This window comes from Pseudomonas sp. GW821-FHT10C09 (assembly GCF_059415465.1).
In genome coordinates, this window is record NZ_JBWKNG010000001.1 from 65,726 (window position 1) to 87,758 (window position 22,033).

The following is a 22,033-nucleotide window of genomic DNA, read 5'->3' on the forward strand; positions in this document are numbered from 1 at the left end:
TAGAGGTTTTTTCGTTTAGAAACGAAAAAACCTCATTGGTGCAATCATGAATTTGAAAATAAACAATTACAATATTCTGAATTTTGAAAACCAAGATATCTTGATTTCCGAGAGAGGAGTAGCCCGAATAAACTCACCCTCTCTGCTCAAAGTAATTACCAAGCTCAAAGACAAACCAACGATTACAGAAAACGAGCTTTATAAGCTGTTTCACGAACATCATCTAGATAAAGGTGACGCCTACCTATCACTGAAGACGCTATTAGGGCTCGAGATAGAAAAAGAGAACACCTATTTCAAAAAAACATTCGTGATTCATAACTGGGAAAATCACGAGGAATTGAAGTTACTAATAAACAGCGAACTACCTGAAGCTATTGTCGCCCACCAAACTTCAGAATCAACCCTAAACCTTGAACTAAACGCAAAAAATTTCTTTGTACTACTATGTAAAAATTATGACTACGAAAAAATAAAAACACATTACTTTAAACTTTCGAAAAATCATCCGGAAAGCGCAATTAGTGTCGCCTACGCAGCGGGCGATCATTTTATTATTAGCCAACCTTATCTGCCAAACATTGGAAGTCCTTGCCATTTCTGCACGATAGATCGGCTTATCGAAAATGAATCCTTTCACCCCAGTTCCAACACGTGGTCTCGGCTTCTCAATTTTTGTCGTAGCAAAAAAACATTCACTCCTGCTCCGCGCCTATCCTTGTATCAGAAAAGTATAATTATCGGCGCACTGATACAAAAAATAAAATTAATGACTGGCAAGGATGACATCTATCGATACCAAGACAACATTCTACAAGAAACTTCCATATCATTGAACAATGGAAAAATCGAAGAATCCTGTACTGCACACTGGTGTATGTGTGACTGCCTAAGGGCTAACCCATGAAAAAACTACCTCATGATTACTACCTTAGGTTCATAGATCCTCAAGCATACGATCAAACGATTCAATTCCACACGAAGGGAAACTTCACAATACATGAGGCGTTTGAAAACTCAACAGCACTTCACTTTATCAGCGACAACAATTTACGAGATCTTACCGGAAATGAATTAAGAATATATCCAGACATGGAGTTCTGTTTTCCATTGAAAATGAACAAAGACATAACCTCTGATTTATCCAGAAATGAATCATGCGAGAAATTCGCAGAAAGCGTTATACCCTTTGACGTTATCGAACAATTAGTCAATCCATTAACCTCTGCAACACCGGACAGTCACAAACGAGGATACCCAAGTGGAGGTGCATTATACCCTATTGAAGTTTTCGTATGTTCATTGACACAGGAACAACCATGGCCCTGCCGCGAGAAAATTCTGCATCTATTACCTCAATCGAGAACATTTGAAATAATTCAAAATTCTCAAAACATAGAAAACCTTATCGGCGCTATTTTTTCACCTTCAAACACCATTGGCACACCAAGCATTGCAATAATTTATGTAGCCTACCTACCAAAAACTTTTTTCAAATACCGGTATCGCGGTTATCGCATGGCCCTAATGGAAGCAGGGTCAATTTATACATTAATTGATCTACAATGCAAAAAACTCGAATTGAAAAGTCGCCTTTGGTCAGCATATACCGACACAATGGTATGTAAGGCAATCGGATTAAATCCGGGACTATTCCTACCAATGTGCGTCCATTTGATAGGCAATCAACATGAACTTATACAATCATAACAACATCGCATCTTTACCTTCTAAAATTGTTTTACAGCCACCTGGCCTTTTAAGCATGCCAAGATCGGTAGAAATTAATGATTATTGGCGCAACGGTGGTTCAGGCATAGGTTGCGACGGCAATGCAACGCGTGCTGCACTCGGCGAGTACTTTGAACGCAGGCACTTCTACATGGAGATCTGGCCGGACACCTCTGGAACACTAGATAGCGTATTACCCCCAAAAGAAGTAGAAAAATTCACCGTTGCTTTCGTCCAAACAGCAGTCAAAAAAATAACAAAAAAAGAAATCCGACTACACACTTTTAATCTAACAAAGGTCTATCGCACCTCCGATTTTTCAAGTTGCCACATCCCAAGCGCCTGTATATCCCTCAGCGCGCACAACATAGCAGGCGATTCATTTATATATCCACTGAGGGACACCTGCGGCTGCTGCTTCCATTCAGACCCTAATCTTGCGATTCTTGGATCTTTGAAAGAACAACTTGAAAGGCAGTTCCTTGCCAAATTCTGGCTAACAAAAAAATGCAATAGAATCATTTCAAACAAGGAAGCCATTAACGAGTTGAAAAAATTTAACTCTCTCAACCTTTATAATTACCTGCGTCTGTCGGGAGACTTAACTATCATTGATATTTCGGACCAGAATTTTCCTGGGAAAAGTGTACTTACTGTCTATGGAAACAGCGATCCAGAAAGACATGTTAAATATTGTGCAGGTATGGCATATGCAGCAACAGAGGAAGAAGCAATCGACAAATCGATCCTAGAGTTATGGCAAACCTACCGCTTCATGGATTTACATGGTGCCACCCAGAGAAAAAATAGCGAAATAGAAGATCCGTACCTCCAACACTTTTTAAACTGCAATTCATACCAAACCTATCAAACCATTACCGAAGTCGAATGTTCAAATATCACGCCATCTCCTCTATCATCAGAATTTAGCATTAGCAGTCTGTTAGGAGCACTCAACGCATCTAATATCATAGGATACTTGTACGTTAAAACAATAAAAATCGAAAACAACAACTACTACCTTACTAAATACGTCTCTACGGATCTATTTTTGCACATGAACAACTCGCAAAACATAAATACAGACAATACTTATTCCAGCAGCTTCAGACGTGAAATATACAGCGACCGTATAAGCACCATGGTCCCCTTCCCTTAAAGCGAGTATCGAAATGTCTAATCACATCACTTACCGAGCGTCAAAACTCGCCTTGATTTTTACAAAAGAACAACTAAAAGAGCCCGCCGCTTTTTTTTGGACACTACTATCCCCTAGCGCAGTATTTTATTTACTTAACTATTCCAGAGGCCAAATACCACCCTACAGTTTAAATTACATGGAAAGCACTTCTTGGTTTTACGCCTATATCTCTTCAAATGTGGCGTTTTTTGGCTTGAGCTTTTATATCATCGGCAGAAGGGAAAGTGGATTTACCCGATCATTCATTTACAAACCTGAAGGAAAACTGATTTTTCTCCTCGCAAAATTCATAGCTTACTCTTGCATATCAATAATCTACTGCGCTGTATTCTACTGCCTGACACGTGCGGCATTTGGCTCCCCCAACACAAACGAAATTTTACAGATAATAGCCAGATTCTATTTTTGCTTTCTCTTATTTAGCATCCCTGCACTGCTATTGACGCTACTACCTACCAGCTTTCAGACTGCGAACACATTATTCTCAATCATCTCTTTTGCAATGTTAATTGCGGGCATATACGGAATCAGCGCACAACTTTCCTCAGGTAGCTTTATTCAATTATTAAATCCCTTGTGGATTGCTAGTGAAATTATGTCCAAGGGACTGTGGCAGCGCCCTCAGATAGCAATTTGCACATTATCATTTTTCTCTTGCGCTTTTTTTCTTACCCTTCGCCATTTTAGAATAAATCCGGTATGGAGTCGCTACTAATGCACTCATTAAACGTCAACAACCTGACATTCAGCCACTCAAAAGACCCACTATTCATTAATGCCTCGATGAATATCAACCCAGGCAATATTGTTGGATTGTTAGGGCCGAACGGCAGTGGGAAGACAACATTTTTTGATATAATTTGCGGCATACAAGACAGGAAAAACGCCGAAATCATCAATACGTTTAAAAATCAGGTTTATCTATCTCAAACTATCACCACACCACACACACTCCGAATGTTTGACATCTTTAACATCACCACCCTGCTTTGCTCGCCAGAAAAAAACTTACAACGCCAATCACTGGCAAAACTTCACGCCTGGAGCCCAGAGATTGTTGATCGCTACAAACGTATATGGAATAAAAGATCATCAACTTGTAGTTATGGCGAAAAACGTTGGTTTTTCACTTTAGCATTACTAACTTTGAGTTCTGATTTCATCATTCTTGACGAACCTACTGCTGGCGTTGACCCTGAGTTTCGACATTACATTTGGAAGTGCTTACACGGAGCAGCCAAAGAAGGAGTTGCAGTGTTAGTTTCGTCTCATAATACCGAAGAGATCGTCTACAACTGCGATCGTTTTTATATGATTAGCAACCATAGTTTCAAACAGTTCATTCATAGCGAGGAGTTTATCGAACACTATGGTGCAAAAAATTTGGATGACGCATTTATCCGCGCTTCTGGCAACTACTAGTTGTCCAGTTTGTCCTTTTCGAATACCCGCACGATCCTGGGCATCACGCTGAAAATCGCCAACGCCAGCAACGTACTGAACACCGCCGTCGCCTCGCGCCCCAGGCCGGCCGACACGCCGATGGCGGCGGTCATCCACAACCCGGCGGCGGTGGTCAGGCCTTTGACCTGGGCTTCGTCGCCCTCGGTGTTTTTCAGGATAGTCCCGGCGCCGAGAAACCCGATCCCGGCAATGACGCCCTGCACCACCCGGCTCATCGCATCGGCCTGAGCCCCGGACATCTGCGGCACCAGCACGAACAGCGCCGCTCCCAGCGCCACCAGCATGTGGGTGCGCACTCCGGCGGCCTTGCCCTTGTGCTCGCGTTCGAAACCAAGAATCCCGCCCAGTAACGCCGCTATCAGCAGGCGCACGGTAATTCGCGTCAATTGCGATGCATCACCGATGTCGGCGAACTCCGCTTGCAGCGTCACCCAAACTTCATGCCACCAGGCGTTCATGCTGTGGTCCTTATGCGGGTTGTTTGAGGATGGACCGCGCCGACCATTAATCGGTTGCACCGAACGATGGCCGGCGAATGTGCCCTAACGGTTAAGTACCCGCAGAAAAAAGGACACCACCATGACTGTGCGCATCGAAAACGAGACTTGCTTCTTCACCACCGAAAACGGCGAGGAAATTCGCCTGTGCCCCGACGTCACCATTGTCACTGACTCGGAAAAATCCATGTCAGCAGTGGACCTTGCCGGCCAGCGTATCTACATCACCGAAGCAGAAGCCGATGCATTGACCGTAGCAGGCGCGGTGGATGGTCGCCGGCATTTGAAGGCCACGGACAGTGATTCGGTAATTTGATGACGCCGATCAACAATCGCGGCGCAGGCTTGAGATAGGCGGCTGCGTCGCGCCGGGGCTGGTGCTTCAAGTTGTCGCACATAGCGGATTAGCGCTCATCTGATCCGCTTTTTATTGCAATACCTGAGTCTGTTATGCAAACAGATCGACGCTCATAGTGCGCTGGCCTGATGGAGGCTGATGAGCGACAGACCATGAGCGATAGAATCCCCGTCCGATTAGTTGAAAGCACCGCTGCGGTACAGACTTTTGAGCCTTCGCGTCCAAAGATGAAGGCCAAGTCCAGCGACAACCTGATCCACACCCGAAGCTTCACAGGCCTGTTCCGCACCTTGCGTTTGAGCGGAGCGGGATTTCTGTTTTTGCTGTTCTTCGGCACGGTGTGGCTGAATTGGGGCGACCGCCAGGCGGTGCTCTGGGACCTTTCCGAAAGTAAATTCCACATCTTCGGCGCGACCTTCTGGCCGCAGGACTTCATCCTGCTGTCGGCGCTGTTGATCATCGCCGCGTTCGGTCTGTTTGCGATCACCGTGTTCGCAGGCAGAGTCTGGTGCGGTTACACCTGCCCGCAGAGCTCCTGGACCTGGATCTTCATGTGGTGCGAGAAAATCACCGAAGGCGAACGCAACCAGCGCATCAAGCTGCAAGCCGCGCCGTGGGGCTTGAACAAACTGCTGCGCCGCTCCACCAAGCACACGCTGTGGCTGGCGATCAGCCTGCTCACCGGGCTGACCTTCGTCGGCTATTTCACCCCGATCCGGCCATTGGCCGAAGAGCTGCTGACCTGGCAAATGGGCGGTGTCAGCCTGTTCTGGGTGCTGTTCTTCACCGGCGCCACGTACATCAACGCCGGCTGGCTGCGTGAAGCGGTGTGCATGCACATGTGCCCGTATGCGCGGTTCCAGAGCGTGATGTTCGACAAAGACACCCTGACCATTTCCTATGATGCGGCCCGTGGTGAGAACCGTGGCCCGCGCAAGCGTGAAGTGCAACCGGCCGAGGTCGGTCTGGGTGATTGCATCGACTGTCAGCTGTGCGTGCAGGTCTGCCCGACCGGCATAGACATCCGTGACGGCTTGCAGATGGAGTGCATCGGGTGTGCCGCGTGCATCGACGCCTGCGACTCGATCATGGACAAAATGGGCTATGCCCGTGGGCTGATCAGCTACACCTCGGAGCATGAGTTGCAGGGGGGCAAGACGCACCTGCTGCGGCCACGGCTGATCGGTTACACGGCGGTGCTGTTGGTGATGATCGGCGCCCTCGCCCTCGCGCTGGTGGAGCGGCCGATGGTGTCGCTGGACGTGAGCAAGGACCGTGGGTTGTTCCGTGAAAACAGTCAGGGGCAGATCGAAAACATCTACAGCCTCAAGGTCATCAATAAAACCCAGCTGCGCCAGGACTATCGTTTGAGTCTAGTGGAGGGCGACGGCTTCCAGTTGCAAGGCAAGACGCAACTGAGCCTGGCGCCGGGCGAGATTGTCGATGTGCCGGTATCGGTGGCGATGACCACGGAACGGCCGAGCAGCAGTTCGCAGACGATCATCTTCAAGATTGAAGACAGCGATGAGCCGGGCATTTATAGCGAAGCGAAGAGCCGGTTTGTTGCGCCGATGAACCGTTGATCCCTTAGACTGCGGTGGCACCATTCGCGAGCAGGCTCGCTCCCACAAAGACAACGCAATACCTGTGGGAGCGAGCCTGCTCGCGAAGAAGTCACCTCGATTTTTTGTATGAAACCAAATCCAGGCACTCGATGAAACGCTACGAAAAATTCGCCGACGACATCGCTGAACTGATCCGCTCCGGTGTCCTCGGCCCCGGCCAGCGCGTGCCGTCGGTGCGCTATGCCAGCCAGACTTACGGGGTGAGCCCGTCCACGGTGTTCCAGGCCTACTACTTGCTCGAACGCCGCGGCCTGATCCGCGCCCGCCCGCGCTCCGGCTACTTCGTCAACGTCCACGCACCGAGCCCGTTTTCGGAGCCGGTGATCAGCAGCCAGGTCAACGAGTCCACCGAAGTCGATGTCAGCGAACTGGTGTTCTCGGTGCTGGACTCGATCAAGGACCCAAACACCGTCCCGTTCGGTTCAGCCTTCCCCAGCCCGACCCTGTTCCCGTTGCAGCGCCTGTCGCGCTCGCTGGCCAGCGCCTCCCGGGAGATGGACCCGCGCATGGTCGTCACCGACATGTCGCCGGGCAACCCGCAATTGCGTCGGCAAATCGCCCTGCGCTACATGGTTGGCGGGCTGATGCTGCCGATGGAAGAGCTGCTGATCACCAACGGCGCCCTCGAAGCCTTGAACCTGTGCCTGCAAGCGGTCACGGAACCCGGCGACCTGGTGGCCATTGAAGCGCCCGCGTTCTACGCCTGCCTGCAAATACTCGAACGGTTGAAACTCAAGGCTGTGGAAATCCCGGTGCATCCGCGCGATGGCATTGACCTGGGAGTGCTCGCCCAGACGCTGGAACGCCATCCGATCAAGGTCTGCTGGTGCATGACCAGTTTCCAGAACCCGATGGGCGCGACCATGCCCGAGGCGAAAAAGCAGGAACTGGTGGAATTGTTGCGCCGCCATCAGGTGCCGTTGATCGAGGACGATGTCTACGCCGAGCTGTATTACGGACAACAGGCGCCAAAACCGGCCAAGGCGTTTGATACCGAAGGGTTGGTGATGCACTGCGGCTCGTTCGCCAAAAGCCTGGCCCCCGGCTATCGCATCGGTTGGGTGGCGGCCGGGCGTTATGCGCAGAAGATCGAACGCTTAAAACTCATGACCTCACTTTGCGCGTCGATGCCGGCACAAGCGGCCATCGCCGATTACCTGCAACACGGTGGTTACGACCGGCATTTGCGTAAATTGCGTTATGCACTGGAAGAACAGCAAAGCGCCATGCTTGCCGCCATCGCCCGCTACTTCCCGGCCCAGACCCGCGTCAGTCAGCCGGCTGGCGGCTATTTTCTGTGGCTGGAATTGCCGGCGCAGATGGATTCTTTGAAGTTGTTCCAGATGGCGTTGGCGCAAGGCATCAGCATCGCGCCGGGGCCGATCTTTTCACCGACGCAACGGTTTCGCAATTGCATTCGGCTGAATTATGGCAGCCCGTGGACCGAGGATTCGGAGAAGGCGATGGAGACGTTGGGGCGGATAGTGCGGTCGTTCTGAGCGATTGTTGTTGTCTGGACTGCCGCCTTCGCGAGCAGGCTCGCTCCCACAGTGGATCTTCAGTGTCCACAAAACCTGTGGGAGCGAGCCTGCTCGCGAAGAGGTCAGTACAGGCAATACAAATGCTATGAATTAACGCCCGCCACCAAGATCAACAAAAGTCCCGGTCGCATAAGAAGCCTTGTCCGACAGCAACCACACAATCGCCTCCGCCACTTCATCCGGCCTGCCACCCCGAGCCATCGGAATCGCCGACTCAAGCTTGCTGACCCGGTCCGGATCGCCGCTCAATGCATGGAAATCAGTGAAGATAAACCCCGGCCGCACGGCGTTGACGCGAATGCCCTCACCCGCCACTTCCTTGGACAAACCAATGGTGAAGCTGTCCAGCGCACCTTTTGATGCGGCGTAATCCACGTACTCGTTGGGCGAGCCCAAACGCGAGGCCACCGACGACACGTTGACGATGCTGCCGCCCTGCCCGCCGTGTTTGGGCGACATGCGCAAAATCGCGTGCTTGGCGCAGAGGATCGGCGCCAGCACGTTGGTCTTGAGAATCTTGAGAATGCGGAACTCGGACATTTCGTCGACCCGGGACTTGTGCCCGACGGTCCCGGCGTTGTTCACCAGTGCCGTGACCCGGCCCAGTTCGGTGTCCACGCGGTGGAACATGGAGATCACTTCATCTTCGATGCTGACATCGGCGCGCACCGCAATGGCTTGGGCGCCCAGTGCGCGGACTTGCTCCAGCACACTTTGCGCGGCGGACTCGTCAGACTGGTAGTTGATACAGATCCGATAGCCCTGTTTGGCAGCCAGCAAGGCGGTGGCGGCACCAATGCCGCGGCCGCCACCGGTGATGACGATGACTTTGTCCATGTAAGCGTTCTCCCAATCCTACGTAAGCAGTCGGGGTCAAGAATAACCGCCCTTGCCGGCTTTTGCATGGGCTCACATCAACAGATACCACCCATCTGTTGCACACCTGTGAAGATCTCAGGCGGTGGTGAGTTGTTCTGCGCGCAGGATGTCGACCATGAAACGGTCGGCCGGCAACGGGTGTCCGAGCAGATATCCCTGCAATGAATCACATCCCAGTTTGGTCAGGAAGTCTTGCTGCACGCCGGTTTCGACCCCTTCAGCGACGATTCGCAAGCCCAGCGCCTGACCGAGCGCGACGATCGCCGAGACAATGGCGGCGTCGTCGATGTCGTGCTCCAGATCACGGACGAAACCGCGGTCGATCTTCAACTCATTGGCCGGCAGGCGCTTGAGGTACATCAGGCTCGAATAACCCGTCCCGAAGTCATCAATGGACAGGTCGACGCCCATGGCCGAGAGTTCCTGCAACACCGTCATGCTCGCATCGGCATCGCTCATGGCGGTGGTTTCGGTGATTTCCAGGGTCAGGCTATTGGCCGGCAGCCGATGGGTACTCAGGGCCTTGGCCACGCTCTGAACCAGGCCGGCGTGGCAGAACTGCAACGCCGACAGGTTCACCGCGATCCGCCAGTCGGTGTAGCCCAGCACATACCATTCGCGCATCTGGCGGCAGGCTTCGTTGAGCACCCACTCGCCGATCGGAATGATCAGCCCGGTTTTTTCCGCCAGATCGATAAACGTGTCCGGCAGGATCATGCCCCGCGTCGGATGCTCCCAACGCAGCAGTGCTTCGGCGCCCACCGGCCGGCCATTGATCGCGTCGAACTTGGGCTGGTAATAGAGGCTGAACTGTTTCTGTTCCAGCGCATTGCGCAAGTCTTGCAGCAATTGCAGCTGCTTGCGCGCGTTGCTGTTCATCGAGGCGTCGAAGAAGCTGTAGCCGTTTTTCCCGGCACCCTTGGCGTGATACATCGCGGCGTCAGCGTTCATCAGCAGGTCTTGGGCGGTCTGTCCATTGCCTGGGTACAGCGCGATGCCGACGCTGGCGGAAATCTGCAAGTCATGTTCGGCCACCCGGAACGTACGAGCAATCAAACCGACCTGGCGCGCCGCCAGGCTCAGCGCATCATCCGGCTCGGCGAGCCGCACCAGCAGCACAAATTCATCACCGCCGATGCGGGCCAATGTGTCCTGGCTGCGCAAATCTTCCCGCAGGCGCAGGCCGACTTCACGCAGCAACTGATCGCCCATGTGGTGGCCAAAGGCATCATTGACCGGTTTGAAACCGTCCAGATCGATGAACATCAGCGCAAAACAACCGCCCTGCTCCTTGACCTTGGACATCGCCTGTTCGATGCGATCGGCCAGCAATACGCGATTGGGCAAACCGGTCAGGGGGTCGTGCAAGGCCAGTTGCGTCAGTTCGCGGTTGGCTTCGGTCAGCGAGCGTGCGAGGTCAGCGGTGCGTGCTTCCAGACGTGCATCCAGCACCGACGTCAGCAAGGCAATGCTCAGCACCGCCAGCGTGGTAATCAGCACCAGATTGTCCAGGCCCTTGCCGTTCAAGCCGCTGACGGCCGCCCCACAGAAACTGCCGTCCGGGAAACGCGCTGCCGCCATGCCGGTGTAGTGCATGCCAACAATCGCGATGCCCATGATGATCGCCGCACCACCGCGGATCAGGCCGACATAGGGTGTGTGCTGACGCAGACGGAAGGCGATCCAGAGTGCCGCGCCTGAAGCGCCCACGGCGATCAGCAGCGAGGTGCCAAACAGAGTCGGGTCGTAATCGATGCCCGGCTGCATGCGCATGGCGGCCATGCCGGTGTAGTGCATCGCACTGATCCCGGCACCCATCACCAGCGCGCCAAACGCCAGTTGCCAGGCCGGCAACTTCGGCTGACTGACAAGCCACAGGGCAAATCCGCAAGAGAGGACGGCGGTCAGCAGCGACAGGAAGGTGATCGTGAGGTCGTAACCCAGGTCAATCGGCAAATTGAACGCGAGCATCCCGATGAAGTGCATCGACCACACGCCAATACCCATGGCAAAAGCACCGCCCGCCGTCCACAAATGCACCGCCCGGCCTTTGGCCGTGGCAATTCGCCCGGTCAGGTCGAGCGCGGTATAGGACGCGAGAATCGCCACACAGAGCGAAATGATAACCAGGGTGGGTGAATAGCTACCGATCAGCATGAGACATCTCGCGAGCGCCCGCCGTAGAGCATTCTTACTCGGGGGGCAAATGCGGGCGATTGTACTGATTGCGTAAAAGAACGCACTGACAAAATAAGCAAATGGCCATCAACCCGATGAAACGCTTGTTTGATGCCAAATGGGATCGGTACGCCGTGACACTAAACCTGTGGCGAGGGAGCTTGCTCCCTCGCCACAGGTAACCCGACCAGCCGTACCAACCCCTTCACCACAAAGAATGGTGTTATTGGTTTTCGCTGACCTGCAACGCCCCGTCCCAACCGCCGCCCAGCGCAGCGATCAATTGCACACTGGCAATCAACCGGCTCTGCAAAAGATCCAGCACGCTGCGTTCGTTGTTCAACGCCGTAGCTTGAACCACCACCACATCCAGATAAGCAATCAAACCGGCCTTGTACTGATTCTGGGTCAGGCGCAACGAGATACGCGCTGCCTCCAGTGCTTCCTGGCGCACGCCGGCTTCTTGCTCCAGCACCTTGAGCTGTACCAGGTAGTTTTCCACTTCGCGGAAGCCATCGAGCACGGTCTGGCGGTACTTGGCCACGGTCTCGTCGTAGGCCGCTTCACTACGATCGACTTCTGCCGAGCGCTGGCCACCGTCAAACAAGGTCATCGCCAGTTGCGGGCCGACCGACCAGAAACGGTTGGGCACGCTGATCCAGTTGGAATAGGTGCTGCTGCTATACCCGCCGTTCAGGCTCAGGGTGAAATCCGGGTAGTACGCGGCCTTGGCCACGCCGATGTTGGCGTTGGCTGCCATCACCGAGCGCTCGGCGGAGGCAATGTCCGGACGCCGTTCCAGCAATTGCGAAGGCAGGCCCACCGGCACTTCAGGCAAGGTCGGGATGGCGGTGGTTTCTGCCAGGCTGAATTCGGCCGGAGGCAGCCCGATCAACACGGCAATGGCGTTCTCGAACTGGGCGCGCTGCCAGATCAGGTCAACCATGTCGGCCTGGGTGCTTTTGAGTTGAGTTTGCGCCTGCGCCACCGCGTCCCGCCCGGAAACGCCGGCACGGTATTGGTTTTCAGTCATGGTCAGTGAACGCTGATAGGCCTCGACCGTCGCTTCCAGCAAGCGCTTCTGTTCGTCGATCACCCGCAATTGCAGGTAGTTCTGCACCAACTCGGACTGCTGGCTCAGGCGCATCGCGGCCAGGTCGGCAAAACTTGCCTGGGCATTGGCGGTATCGGCTTCAAGGCCCCGGCGCAGTTTGCCCCACACGTCCGCTTCCCAACTGACGCCGGCCTGGGCCGTGTACGTGTCACGAATGCCGCTTGAAGAACTGGTCAGGCTCGAATTGCTGCTGCCGGTGCCCTGGCTCGAGCGGTTTTTGCCGACGGTCAAATCCACTGTCGGAAAAAACGCCCCGCGCGCACTGCGCACCAAGGCCTGGGCCTGGCGGTATTGGGCCTCGGACTGGGCCACCGTCTGGTTGGAGCGGTTGAGTTGCTCGATCAGACCGTTGAGCTGCCGATCGCCATACAACTCCCACCAGGCGCCACGCGCCAGAGAGTCGCTTGGACTGGCCTGACGCCAGCCTGCCGCTTCCTTGTACTGCATCGGCGCAGCCGCTGGCGGGCGCTGATAGTCCGGGCCGACAGCACAAGCGCTGAGCATCGCCACGCACAGCGCCAGGCTCAGCAGGCGCGAGCCTCGGGCGGCGGCCAGCGGGGCGGCCAGATTGATAAGCGAACGGTCAGTCATAGCGGAGTTTCCAGAGCAGCATCGGTACGCACCCCACGCCATTTATTGAAGCGATGGCGCAGTTTGTCGAGATAGAGGTAAACCACCGGGGTGGTGTAAAGGGTCAACACCTGGCTGAAGATCAGCCCGCCGATGATGGTCAGGCCCAGTGGCTGGCGCATTTCCGCGCCTTCGGCCCGGCTCAGCAGCAACGGCACGGCACCGAGGATCGCCGCCAGCGTGGTCATCAGGATCGGGCGCAAACGTTGCAGACAGGCACTGCGAATCGACTCCAACGGTGCCAGGCCTTGATGGCGCTCGAGTTGCAGCGCGAGGTCGATCATCAGAATGGCGTTTTTCTTCACCACGCCGATCAGCAGAAACAGTCCCAACAACGAGATCAGGCTGAACTCGCCGCCCAGTGCATAGATCGAGAGCAACGCGCCGACCCCGGCTGACGGCAAGGTCGACAGAATGGTCAGCGGATGGATGTAGCTTTCATACAGCACACCCAACACCAGATAAACCGCCACCAGCGCGCCGAGAATCATCCACGGCTGGCTCTTTTGGGTGGCGGCGAACGCATCGGCGGTGCCGGCCATTTTCGCGATCACGTCTTCAGGCAAACCGACCTTGGCAATCGCCCGTTCGATGGCAGCGGTGCCCTGCTCCACCGTCACGCCCTCAGCCATGTCGAACGACAGGCTTTCGGAGGCGAACTGGCCTTCGTGGCTGACCCGATCGTCTTCCAGGCTGTTTTCGTAGTGAGCGATGGTCGACAACGGAATCCGCGCGCCATCGGCGGTGATCACCTGCACTTGCTTGAGCGTCACCGGGTCCTGGGCGTATTTCGGATCGACTTCCATCACCACCTGATACTGGTTGAGGCTGTCGTAGATCGTCGATATCTGCCGCTGGCTGTAGGCGTTGTTCAGTACGGCCGTGACCATGCTCATGTCGACACCCAGGCGCTTGGCCTGATCGCGATCGACAATCAGCGTGACCTGCCGCGCACCACGACCCTCCCGAGCGTCAATTGCCGTCAACTCAGGCAACGCCTTGAGCGCAGTGACGACTTTCGGGTACCACTCGCGCAATGCGCCCAGATCCCCGCTTTGCAGGATGTAGGAGTACTGCGACGAGGTCTGTTCGCGGCCACCACCAAATTGCAGGTCCTGGTCCGCCATCAGCATCAACTGTGCGCCGGGGACCTTGGGCATTTCCTTGCGCAGGCGCTCGATGACTTTCTGCGCGGAAATGCTGCGTTCCTTGATCGGTTTGAGTCGCACGATCATGACGGCATTGTTGGTGCCGTTCGTGCCGCCGATGAACCCCGCGACGCTTTCCACCGCGTCGTCCTTGAGCACGGCACGCCGGAAGGTTTCCATCTTCGGCTGCATCACATTGAACGAAAGGCCGTCGTCACCGCGCACGAAACCAATCAGCTGGCCGGTGTCTTGCTGCGGAAGAAACGTTTTAGGAACAACCACATACAGCGCAATGTTAACGCCGATTGTCACTAATAAACTGAGCAAGGTCAGTCGACGGTGACGCAATACCCAGTCGAGGCTGGTCGCGTATTTGCCGACCATCCATTCGTTGGCGCGCTGGCTCCAGCGCTGTAAACGGTTTTCCTGACCCGGCGTGTGCGGCTTCAGCCAACGGGCACAGAGCATCGGCGTCAGGGTCAGCGAGACCACCAGCGACACCACGATGGACGCGGCCAGGGTGATGGAAAACTCGCGGAACAGGCTTTCGATGATCCCGCCCATGAACAGGATCGAAAGGAACACCGCCACCAGCGAGACGTTCATCGACAGCAAGGTAAACCCGACTTCCTGTGCACCGAGGTACGCGGCCTTCATCGGCGGCACGCCTTCGTCGATGTGCCGGGAGATGTTCTCCAGCACCACGATGGCATCGTCGACCACTAGCCCGGTGGCGAGGATCAGCGCCATCAGCGACAGGTTGTTCAGCGAGAATCCGTAGAGGTACATCACCGCAAAGGTGCCGACCAGCGACACCGGCACTGCCAGCGTCGGGATCAGCGAGGCCCGGAAGTTACCGAGGAACAGGAACACCACCAGAATCACCAGCGTCACGGCAATCAGCAAGGTCATTTCCGCTTCATGCAGGGTCGCCTTGATCACCGGTGACCGGTCCATCGCCAGGTTCAGCTTGACGCTGGCCGGCAGCACCGCCTGCAACGCCGGCAGCTGCGCCTTGATTTCATTGACCGTCTCGATGATGTTGGCACCGGCCTGACGGTTGATCACCAGAAGCACCGCCGCGTCGTCGTTGAAGAAACCGCTGTTGTAGCGGTCCTCGACGCCATCGCTGACCTTAGCCACATCCTTGAGGCGCAGGGCGGCGCCGCCGTTGTAGTGGATGATCAGCGACTCGTAATCCTTGGCTTTTTCCAGTTGATCGTTGGCCTGGACCTGCCACAACCGCTCGCCATCTTCGACCGAGCCCTTCGGCCGGCGCACGTTGGCATTAGCAATGGTGTTGCGCACATCGTCGAGGGCCACGCCGTACTGGTTGAGGGCTTGCGGTTCGAGCTCGATACGCACCGCCGGCAACGAACTGCCGCCGATCTGCACTTCGCCCACGCCCTGCACCTGCGACAGGCTCTGGGACAGGATGGTCGAGGCCAAATCGTAAAGCTGACCCTTTTCCAGCACATCCGACGTCAGCGACAGCACCATGATCGGCGCTTGGGACGGGTTGACCTTCTTGTAGGTCGGCATGCTGCGCATCCCGCTCGGCAGCAGGTTGCGCGAGGCGTTGATCGCCGCTTGCACTTCCCGCGCTGCGCCGTTGATGTCGCGGTCGAGGTCAAACTGCAGGATCACCCGGGTCGAGCCCTGGCTGGAACGACTGCTCATGGTGTTGACCCCGGCGATGGCGCCGAAGGATCGCTCCAGCGGTGTGGCCACGGTCGAGGCCATGACCTCGGGGCTCGCGCCGGGCAGGCTTGCCTGCACCACGATCACAGGGAAATCCATCTGCGGCAACGGCGATACCGGCAACAGACCGAAACTTACGCCGCCCAGAAGCATGATCGCCAGGCTCAGCAACATCGTTGCGACCGGGCGCTTGATGAACGGTCCGGACAGGTTCATGGCTGTTCTACCGCTTCCACGGCGTCAGACTTGTGGCCCCAACGCCGGCCGAGTCGGTCGAAGTACAAATAGATGACAGGCGTGGTGAACAAGGTCAGCACCTGGCTCACCAGTAACCCGCCGACCATCACCAGACCCAGCGGCTGACGCAATTCCGCGCCGGAACCGGTGGCCAGCATCAGCGGCACCGCACCAAACAACGCCGCCAGCGTGGTCATCAGAATCGGCCGGAAGCGCAGCAACGCGGCTTGATAGATCGCGGTTTCCGGGTCCATGCCCTGATTGCGTTCTGCGTCGAGGGCGAAGTCGATCATCATGATCGCGTTCTTTTTCACGATACCGATCAGCAAAATGATGCCGATGATCGCGATCATGCCGAGATCGTTGCCACTCAGGATCAACGCCAGCAAGGCGCCTACTGCTGCAGACGGCAAGGTCGAGAGAATGGTGATCGGGTGGATATAGCTCTCGTACAGCACGCCGAGCACGATGTACATGGTCACCACCGCCGCCAGAATCAGCAGCAAGGTACTCGACAACGACGCCTGGAACGCCTCGGCCGCACCCTGGAACTGGGTCTGCACGCCAATTGGCATGCCGATGTCTTTCTGCACCTGATCGATGATCTCGACCGCATGCCCCAGCGCCACACCCGGCGCCAGGTTGAACGACATCATCACCGCCGGGAACTGCCCGATGTGAGTAATGGCCAGTTGCGCCTGGCGCTCTTCGATGTGCGCCAGGCTGGACAGGCGAACCTGCCCGCCGTCGGTGGTTTTCACGTGAATCTGGTTCAGCGCATCCGGACCGATTTTCTCCCCGGATTGCGATTGCAGAACCACGCGGTACTGGCTGGCCTGGGTGTAGATGGTCGAAATCTGCCGCTGACCGAAGGCATCGTAAAGCGCATCGGTAATGTTCGACACTGACACCCCGACCCGGGAAGCAGCATCGCGGTCGATCACCAGATAGACCTGCAAACCCTTGTCCTGCAAGTCGCTGGCAACGTCGGTCAGTTCTGGACGATGGGACAATGCATCGACCAGGCGGCCGCTCCACAAGGTGAGCAATTCCGAGTCCGGTGACGACATGCTGAATTGGTATTGCGTGCGGCTGACACGGTCTTCGATGGTCAGGTCCTGCACCGGCTGCATGAACAGGCGAATGCCGACCAGTTTGTCCAGTTCCGGTTGCAGGCGAGCTATGACCTCGGTCGCGCTGAGGTCACGGTTGCTGTGGGACTTGAGGTTGATCAGCAGGCGACCACTGTTGAGTGTGGAGTTGTCACCGTCGACACCGATGTAGGACGACAGGCTTTCCACCGCCGGGTCGGCGAGGATTACCTTGGCCAGCTCTTGCTGGCGTTCGCTCATCGCGGCGAAGGAAATCGACTGCGGCGCCTCGGAAATGCCCTGGATCACCCCGGTGTCCTGCACCGGGAAGAAGCCCTTGGGCACCACCATGTAGAGGAACACGGTCAACGCCAGCGTGCCGATGGCCACCAGCAAGGTCAGCGGCTGGTGCTTGAGCACCCACTGCAATTTGCGCCCGTAGGCCGCGATCATCCAGTCGATTGTCGCGCCGCTAGCCCGGTAGAAACGCCCCTGCTCTTCTTCCTTCGGTTCACGCTTGAGCAACCGCGCGCACATCATCGGCGTCAGGGTCAGGGACACCACCAGCGAAATCAGGATCGCTACCGCCAGCGTAATCGCAAACTCACGGAACAAGCGCCCTACCACGTCGGCCATGAACAGCAGCGGGATCAATACCGCGATCAGCGACAGGGTCAGGGAAATCAGGGTGAAACCGATCTGCTTCGCGCCCTTGAGCGCGGCATTCAGGGGGCTGTCCCCTTCTTCGATAAACCTGGAAATGTTCTCCAGCATCACGATCGCATCGTCCACCACAAAACCGGTGGCGATGGTCAGGGCCATCAGGGTCAGGTTATTCACCGAAAACCCGGCGAGGTACATCACGCCGAACGTACCAATCAACGACAACGGCACGGCAATCGATGGAATGATCGTCGCACTGGCACGGCGCAGAAACAGGAATGTCACCATCACCACCAAGGCAATGGCGATCAGCAACTCGTGCTGGACATCTTTGACCGAGGCACGAATGGTCTGGGTGCGGTCGGTCAGTACAGTGACGTCGAGGCCGGCCGGCAGGTTGTCGGTGATGCTCGGGAGCAAGGCCTTGATACGGTCGACCACCTCGATCACGTTGGCACCCGGCTGGCGCTGGATGTTCAGCAGCACTGCCTGGTTTTCATTGGCCCATGCCGCCAGGCGTTCGTTTTCCGCGCCGTCGACGATTTCTGCCACGTCCTTGAGCCGCAACGGCGCGCCGTTGGCATAGGCCAGGATCAGGTTGGCGTAGTCCTTGGGCGACGTCAGTTGATCGTTGGCATCCAGCATCGACACCCGGGTCGGGCCGTCGAAGTTGCCCTTGGGCTGGTTGACGTTGGAAGCACCGATCAGCGTGCGCACGTCCGAGAGGTTCAGACCATTGGCCGCCAGGGCTTCGGGATTGACCTTGATCCGCACCGCCTGGCGTTGGCCGCCGGCAATGCTGACCATGCCGACACCGCTGATCTGGGCGATTTTCTGCGCCATGCGCGTGTCGACCAGGTCATTGAGCTTGGGCAACAACATGGTTTTGGAGGTAATGGCCAGGGTCAGCACCGGGGTGTCCGCCGGGTTGACCTTGTTGTACACCGGCGGTGCGGGCAGGTCCTTGGGCAGCAAATTGGTCGCCGCGTTGATCGCGGCTTGTACCTGCTGTTCGGCGACGTCCATGTTGATGTCGAGGCTGAACCGCAAGGTCAGCACCGACGCGCCGCCCGAACTGGTCGACGCCATCTGGGTCAGGCCGGGCATTTGCCCGAACTGGCGCTCCAGTGGCGCGGTAACCGCGCTGGTCATGACATCCGGGCTGGCGCCGGGATAGAGCGTCATCACGCGGATCGTCGGGTAATCGACCTGGGGCAACGCTGACACCGGCAGCAACCGGTAGGCGATCAAACCGGCCAATACAATGGCCAGCATGCTCAGGGTCGTGGCGACCGGACGGAGGATGAACAGCCGCGAGATGTTCATGCGCCGCCCTTTTTCGCCTTGTCGGCAGCGGCCGGCTCAGTGGCGTTCGCCGCCGACTTGCCTTGCAGGTGCCCGGTCGGGGTAGTCGGTACGTCGTCGGGGTTATTGACCACTTCGACTTCGCTGCCTTCCTTCAAGCGGTCGGTGCCCTCCAGTACCACACGATCGCCGGGCGCCAGGCCTTCGGTGATCACCGTATTCGTGCCATCGCTGGCGCCGACTTTCAACTGACGGATAGTGACCTTCTTGTCGCCGTCCAGCGCATAGGCGAAGGTGCCGTTGGTGCCGAACTGAATCGCAGCCGACGGTGCGAGCACCACACCCTTGAGGGTGTCGGCCAGCAAGTGGACGTTGACGAACTGATTAGGGAACAGGGTTTGATCGCGGTTCTCGTAGCGCGCCTTGAATTTCAGGGTGCCGGTGGTGGTGTCGATCTGGTTGTCCAGGCTCTGCAAGACGCCGGTGGCCTGCAGTTTGGTGTCGCTACGGTCCCAGGCTTCGGCGGGCAGTTTGGCGCCAGTGCGATAGCGGGCCAATACCACATCAAGGTTGTTTTCCGGCAAGGTGAAGGCGACGCTGATCGGTTGGGTCTGGGTGATGATCGCCAGCGCCGTGGTGTCGTTGGCGGCGACCAGGTTGCCGACGTCGAGCTGACGCAAACCGACACGCCCGGTAATCGGCGCGCGGATCCTGGTGAATTCGAGATTGAGCTTGGCGTCGTTGACCGCCGCCTGATTGGTCTTGACGGTGCCCAGGTACTGACCGACCAAAGCTTCGGCAGTGTCCAGGGTTTGCTTGGCGATACTGTCTTCCTTGAACAGCCCGCGATAACGCTCGACATCGACCTGGGCGTTTTTCAGTTGTGCCTGGTTCTGCAGCAACGTGCCTTCGGCCTGGAGCAAGGCATTCTGGTACGGACGTGGGTCGATTTCAGCCAGCAAATCGCCAGCCTTGACCATTTGCCCTTCCTCGAACGCCACCTTGGTCAACTCGCCGCCCACACGGCTGCGCACGTTGATGGTGTTCAGCGCGGTAACGGTGCCCAACGCCTTGTAGTACAGCGGGAAGTCACCCTTGACCGCAGGCGCCACGCGCACAGGCACCGGACCGGTTGCCCCGCCGAAACCCGGGCGCATTCCCCCCGACCTGCCGGTATGACCGGCCACGGCTTTCTGCCCTGCGCCCTCCTTGTGAGCAGCACCGGTGGGCCAGAATTTCCAGCACACGCCAGCGATGACCAACAGGACAAGCAGGCCGAACAGCCAGCGACGAGGACTACGGGAAGCGGAGGATTGCATTGAATGATCAACCATTGGGCGCGTGGGCTTGTTTTACATGAGGCTGAACGATAAGCACTGGCGGCTATTAAGCAAAGCGGCTTTACCGGCAATTTACCTTCGGCTTACGTAACAGGATGTTTGGGCAAGACACTGAATCACAAATGAAAACGGCCTGGACAGGGCCAGGCCGTTAACAATTGTAATGACGTCGCTTATTTCAGAACGGCGAGTGCTGCTTCGTAGTTCGGTTCTTCAGCGATTTCCTTGACCAGTTCGCTGTGCAGCACGTTGTCGTTTTCATCCAGAACCACGACCGCACGGGCGGTCAGGCCTTTGAGCGGGCCGTCAGCGATGGCAACACCGTAGTTCTCGATGAACTCGGCACCGCGCAGGGTCGACAGGTTTTGCACGTTCTCCAGGCCTTCGGCGCCGCAGAAGCGTGCCTGGGCGAACGGCAGGTCAGCGGAGATGCACAGCACAACGGTGTTGGCGACATCATTGGCCTGGGCGTTGAACTTGCGAACCGAAGTAGCGCAGGTCGGGGTGTCGACGCTTGGAAAAATGTTCAGCACTTTGCGCTTGCCGGCGAAGCTCGCCAGGGTCACATCGGACAGATTGCCGGCGACCAGGGAAAAGGCTGGCGCCTTGGAACCGGCTTGTGGCAGTTGGCCGTTGACTTGAACCGGGTTGCCTTTAAGAGTGACTTGAGCCATGAACGGAGTCCTTCTGAACGTTGATGTGGAGAATTTTGAAGAGGCCGAAGTTAACCACGAAATGGTCCGACGACCTATGCCCAGATACAAATTGTGAAGTGTTGCCCACTGAATTGGATACAACGCTCACAAGCAATACAAGAACCGTCACATCAAGCCAGCAACCGCAACATGTTGCGATGCCGGGCTGCGAAGATTCGGCGCATGTAGCCATTGACCAGCAACCACTCCAAGACTGCGCCGCCAATCGCCGCATAAGTGACACGGTCGGAGTACAGAGTACCGCCCTCCCCAGCCGTCACTCGATGCTCATGACGAAAGGCAGCCAGTGGCCCCTCGACCATTTCATCGATGAAATGATGGTCACCCACTTCACGGATCATCACGGTCCAGTTCGCGGGAATGGCATTGAACATCCAGTGTCGAAAACGGAACTGGCGCCCGGCTTCGATGCGCAGGTTACTCAAGTCGATATCACTCAGCAGCGTGACTCGCTCCGGGAAGATCTTCGGGAAATTGAGGCCTTCCAGACAGAAGTCGAGTACAAACTCCGGCGTGCGGTTGGGGATCAGGGTGGTCAATTCCAAAACTGGCATAGAGGGCAACATTCCTTTGTCGGGCCGAATGGCAGATTAGTAGCAGGTCGTGAACGAAAG

17 protein-coding genes are annotated in these 22,033 nt (G+C 56.3%); 8 read left to right on the plus strand and 9 right to left on the minus strand.

Annotation, left to right across the window (positions count from 1 at the left end; genetic code table 11):
• Window positions 1-46: 46 nt before the first annotated feature.
• The 5 genes from AC07N8_RS00265 to AC07N8_RS00285 are packed head-to-tail and all read left to right on the plus strand — an operon-like array spanning window position 47 to window position 4,354.
• The gene (locus tag AC07N8_RS00265) at window positions 47-907 is read left to right on the plus strand and encodes an McbB family protein (RefSeq protein ID WP_493144744.1); all 861 of its coding nucleotides are present in this window, start codon (window positions 47-49) and stop codon (window positions 905-907) included.
• Complete coding sequence (locus AC07N8_RS00270; RefSeq protein ID WP_493144746.1) at window positions 904-1,710, plus strand: SagB/ThcOx family dehydrogenase; 807 nt, start codon at window positions 904-906, stop codon at window positions 1,708-1,710. The genes AC07N8_RS00265 and AC07N8_RS00270 overlap by 4 nt, the downstream gene beginning before the upstream one ends.
• A complete protein-coding gene (locus AC07N8_RS00275) occupies window positions 1,691-2,890 on the plus strand; it encodes a YcaO-like family protein (RefSeq protein ID WP_493144748.1) in 1,200 nt (399 codons plus the stop codon). The genes AC07N8_RS00270 and AC07N8_RS00275 overlap by 20 nt, the downstream gene beginning before the upstream one ends.
• 13 nt (window positions 2,891-2,903) lie before the next feature.
• Window positions 2,904-3,647, plus strand: a complete 744-nt coding sequence (locus AC07N8_RS00280) for an ABC transporter permease (protein WP_493144750.1) — start codon at window positions 2,904-2,906, stop codon at window positions 3,645-3,647.
• Window positions 3,647-4,354: an ATP-binding cassette domain-containing protein gene (locus tag AC07N8_RS00285; RefSeq protein WP_493144752.1), complete on the plus strand. Its 708-nt coding sequence runs from the start codon at window positions 3,647-3,649 to the stop codon at window positions 4,352-4,354. The genes AC07N8_RS00280 and AC07N8_RS00285 overlap by 1 nt, the downstream gene beginning before the upstream one ends.
• Here AC07N8_RS00285 and AC07N8_RS00290 read toward each other — a convergent pair.
• Complete coding sequence (locus tag AC07N8_RS00290; RefSeq protein WP_493144753.1) at window positions 4,351-4,854, minus strand: MgtC/SapB family protein; 504 nt, start codon at window positions 4,852-4,854, stop codon at window positions 4,351-4,353. The genes AC07N8_RS00285 and AC07N8_RS00290 overlap by 4 nt on opposite strands.
• A gap of 121 nt (window positions 4,855-4,975) precedes the next feature.
• Between AC07N8_RS00290 and AC07N8_RS00295 the strand changes: the two genes are divergently transcribed.
• The 3 genes from AC07N8_RS00295 to mapR all read left to right on the plus strand — a co-directional run bounded on the left by AC07N8_RS00295 (window position 4,976) and on the right by mapR (window position 8,375).
• Entirely contained in the window at window positions 4,976-5,209 is a 234-nt protein-coding gene (locus AC07N8_RS00295) for a DUF3203 family protein (RefSeq protein ID WP_483842131.1), read from the plus strand.
• A gap of 194 nt (window positions 5,210-5,403) precedes the next feature.
• A complete protein-coding gene (gene ccoG, locus AC07N8_RS00300) occupies window positions 5,404-6,834 on the plus strand; it encodes a cytochrome c oxidase accessory protein CcoG (RefSeq protein ID WP_493144754.1) in 1,431 nt (476 codons plus the stop codon).
• Between the two features lie 131 nt (window positions 6,835-6,965).
• On the plus strand, window positions 6,966-8,375 hold the full coding sequence (gene mapR / locus AC07N8_RS00305; protein ID WP_483842133.1) for a GntR family transcriptional regulator MpaR: 1,410 nt from the start codon (window positions 6,966-6,968) through the stop codon (window positions 8,373-8,375).
• A 132-nt stretch (window positions 8,376-8,507) separates the two neighbouring features.
• On the opposite strand, the gene AC07N8_RS00310 is transcribed toward mapR, so the two are convergent.
• The 8 genes from AC07N8_RS00310 to AC07N8_RS00345 all read right to left on the minus strand — a co-directional run bounded on the left by AC07N8_RS00310 (window position 8,508) and on the right by AC07N8_RS00345 (window position 21,973).
• A complete protein-coding gene (locus tag AC07N8_RS00310; protein ID WP_483842134.1) occupies window positions 8,508-9,254 on the minus strand; it encodes an SDR family oxidoreductase in 747 nt (248 codons plus the stop codon).
• A gap of 117 nt (window positions 9,255-9,371) precedes the next feature.
• Window positions 9,372-11,453 (minus strand): putative bifunctional diguanylate cyclase/phosphodiesterase, encoded by a 2,082-nt coding sequence (locus AC07N8_RS00315; protein WP_493144756.1) that lies wholly within the window; start codon window positions 11,451-11,453, stop codon window positions 9,372-9,374.
• A 244-nt stretch (window positions 11,454-11,697) separates the two neighbouring features.
• Window positions 11,698-13,179 (minus strand): efflux transporter outer membrane subunit, encoded by a 1,482-nt coding sequence (locus AC07N8_RS00320; protein WP_493144758.1) that lies wholly within the window; start codon window positions 13,177-13,179, stop codon window positions 11,698-11,700.
• Window positions 13,176-16,283, minus strand: a complete 3,108-nt coding sequence (locus tag AC07N8_RS00325) for an efflux RND transporter permease subunit (protein ID WP_493144760.1) — start codon at window positions 16,281-16,283, stop codon at window positions 13,176-13,178. Before AC07N8_RS00325 ends, AC07N8_RS00320 begins: the two co-directional genes overlap by 4 nt.
• Window positions 16,280-19,384 (minus strand): MdtB/MuxB family multidrug efflux RND transporter permease subunit, encoded by a 3,105-nt coding sequence (locus tag AC07N8_RS00330; RefSeq protein ID WP_483842138.1) that lies wholly within the window; start codon window positions 19,382-19,384, stop codon window positions 16,280-16,282. Before AC07N8_RS00330 ends, AC07N8_RS00325 begins: the two co-directional genes overlap by 4 nt.
• Window positions 19,381-20,697: an MdtA/MuxA family multidrug efflux RND transporter periplasmic adaptor subunit gene (locus AC07N8_RS00335; protein WP_483842139.1), complete on the minus strand. Its 1,317-nt coding sequence runs from the start codon at window positions 20,695-20,697 to the stop codon at window positions 19,381-19,383. The genes AC07N8_RS00330 and AC07N8_RS00335 overlap by 4 nt, the downstream gene beginning before the upstream one ends.
• Before the next feature lie 179 nt (window positions 20,698-20,876).
• Complete coding sequence (gene tpx, locus AC07N8_RS00340) at window positions 20,877-21,377, minus strand: thiol peroxidase (protein WP_008030203.1); 501 nt, start codon at window positions 21,375-21,377, stop codon at window positions 20,877-20,879.
• Window positions 21,378-21,529: 152 nt separating this feature from the next.
• Window positions 21,530-21,973, minus strand: a complete 444-nt coding sequence (locus AC07N8_RS00345; protein ID WP_493144762.1) for an SRPBCC family protein — start codon at window positions 21,971-21,973, stop codon at window positions 21,530-21,532.
• Between the last annotated feature and the right edge of the window lie 60 nt (window positions 21,974-22,033).

Excerpts from the sequence above, each read along its gene's own strand:
- AC07N8_RS00270 (WP_493144746.1), top strand. The coding sequence starts at position 904 with ATGAAAAAACTACCTCATGATTACTACCTTAGGTTCATAGATCCTCAA.
- AC07N8_RS00275 (WP_493144748.1), top strand. The coding sequence starts at position 1,691 with ATGAACTTATACAATCATAACAACATCGCATCTTTACCTTCTAAAATT.
- AC07N8_RS00265 (WP_493144744.1), top strand. The coding sequence starts at position 47 with ATGAATTTGAAAATAAACAATTACAATATTCTGAATTTTGAAAACCAA.
- AC07N8_RS00325 (WP_493144760.1), bottom strand. The coding sequence starts at position 16,283 with ATGAACCTGTCCGGACCGTTCATCAAGCGCCCGGTCGCAACGATGTTG.
- AC07N8_RS00320 (WP_493144758.1), bottom strand. The coding sequence starts at position 13,179 with ATGACTGACCGTTCGCTTATCAATCTGGCCGCCCCGCTGGCCGCCGCC.
- ccoG (WP_493144754.1), top strand. The coding sequence starts at position 5,404 with ATGAGCGATAGAATCCCCGTCCGATTAGTTGAAAGCACCGCTGCGGTA.
- AC07N8_RS00285 (WP_493144752.1), top strand. The coding sequence starts at position 3,647 with ATGCACTCATTAAACGTCAACAACCTGACATTCAGCCACTCAAAAGAC.
- AC07N8_RS00315 (WP_493144756.1), bottom strand. The coding sequence starts at position 11,453 with ATGCTGATCGGTAGCTATTCACCCACCCTGGTTATCATTTCGCTCTGT.
- AC07N8_RS00290 (WP_493144753.1), bottom strand. The coding sequence starts at position 4,854 with ATGAACGCCTGGTGGCATGAAGTTTGGGTGACGCTGCAAGCGGAGTTC.
- AC07N8_RS00335 (WP_483842139.1), bottom strand. The coding sequence starts at position 20,697 with ATGGTTGATCATTCAATGCAATCCTCCGCTTCCCGTAGTCCTCGTCGC.
- AC07N8_RS00280 (WP_493144750.1), top strand. The coding sequence starts at position 2,904 with ATGTCTAATCACATCACTTACCGAGCGTCAAAACTCGCCTTGATTTTT.
- AC07N8_RS00295 (WP_483842131.1), top strand. The coding sequence starts at position 4,976 with ATGACTGTGCGCATCGAAAACGAGACTTGCTTCTTCACCACCGAAAAC.
- AC07N8_RS00310 (WP_483842134.1), bottom strand. The coding sequence starts at position 9,254 with ATGGACAAAGTCATCGTCATCACCGGTGGCGGCCGCGGCATTGGTGCC.
- AC07N8_RS00330 (WP_483842138.1), bottom strand. The coding sequence starts at position 19,384 with ATGAACATCTCGCGGCTGTTCATCCTCCGTCCGGTCGCCACGACCCTG.
- tpx (WP_008030203.1), bottom strand. The coding sequence starts at position 21,377 with ATGGCTCAAGTCACTCTTAAAGGCAACCCGGTTCAAGTCAACGGCCAA.
- mapR (WP_483842133.1), top strand. The coding sequence starts at position 6,966 with ATGAAACGCTACGAAAAATTCGCCGACGACATCGCTGAACTGATCCGC.
- AC07N8_RS00345 (WP_493144762.1), bottom strand. The coding sequence starts at position 21,973 with ATGCCAGTTTTGGAATTGACCACCCTGATCCCCAACCGCACGCCGGAG.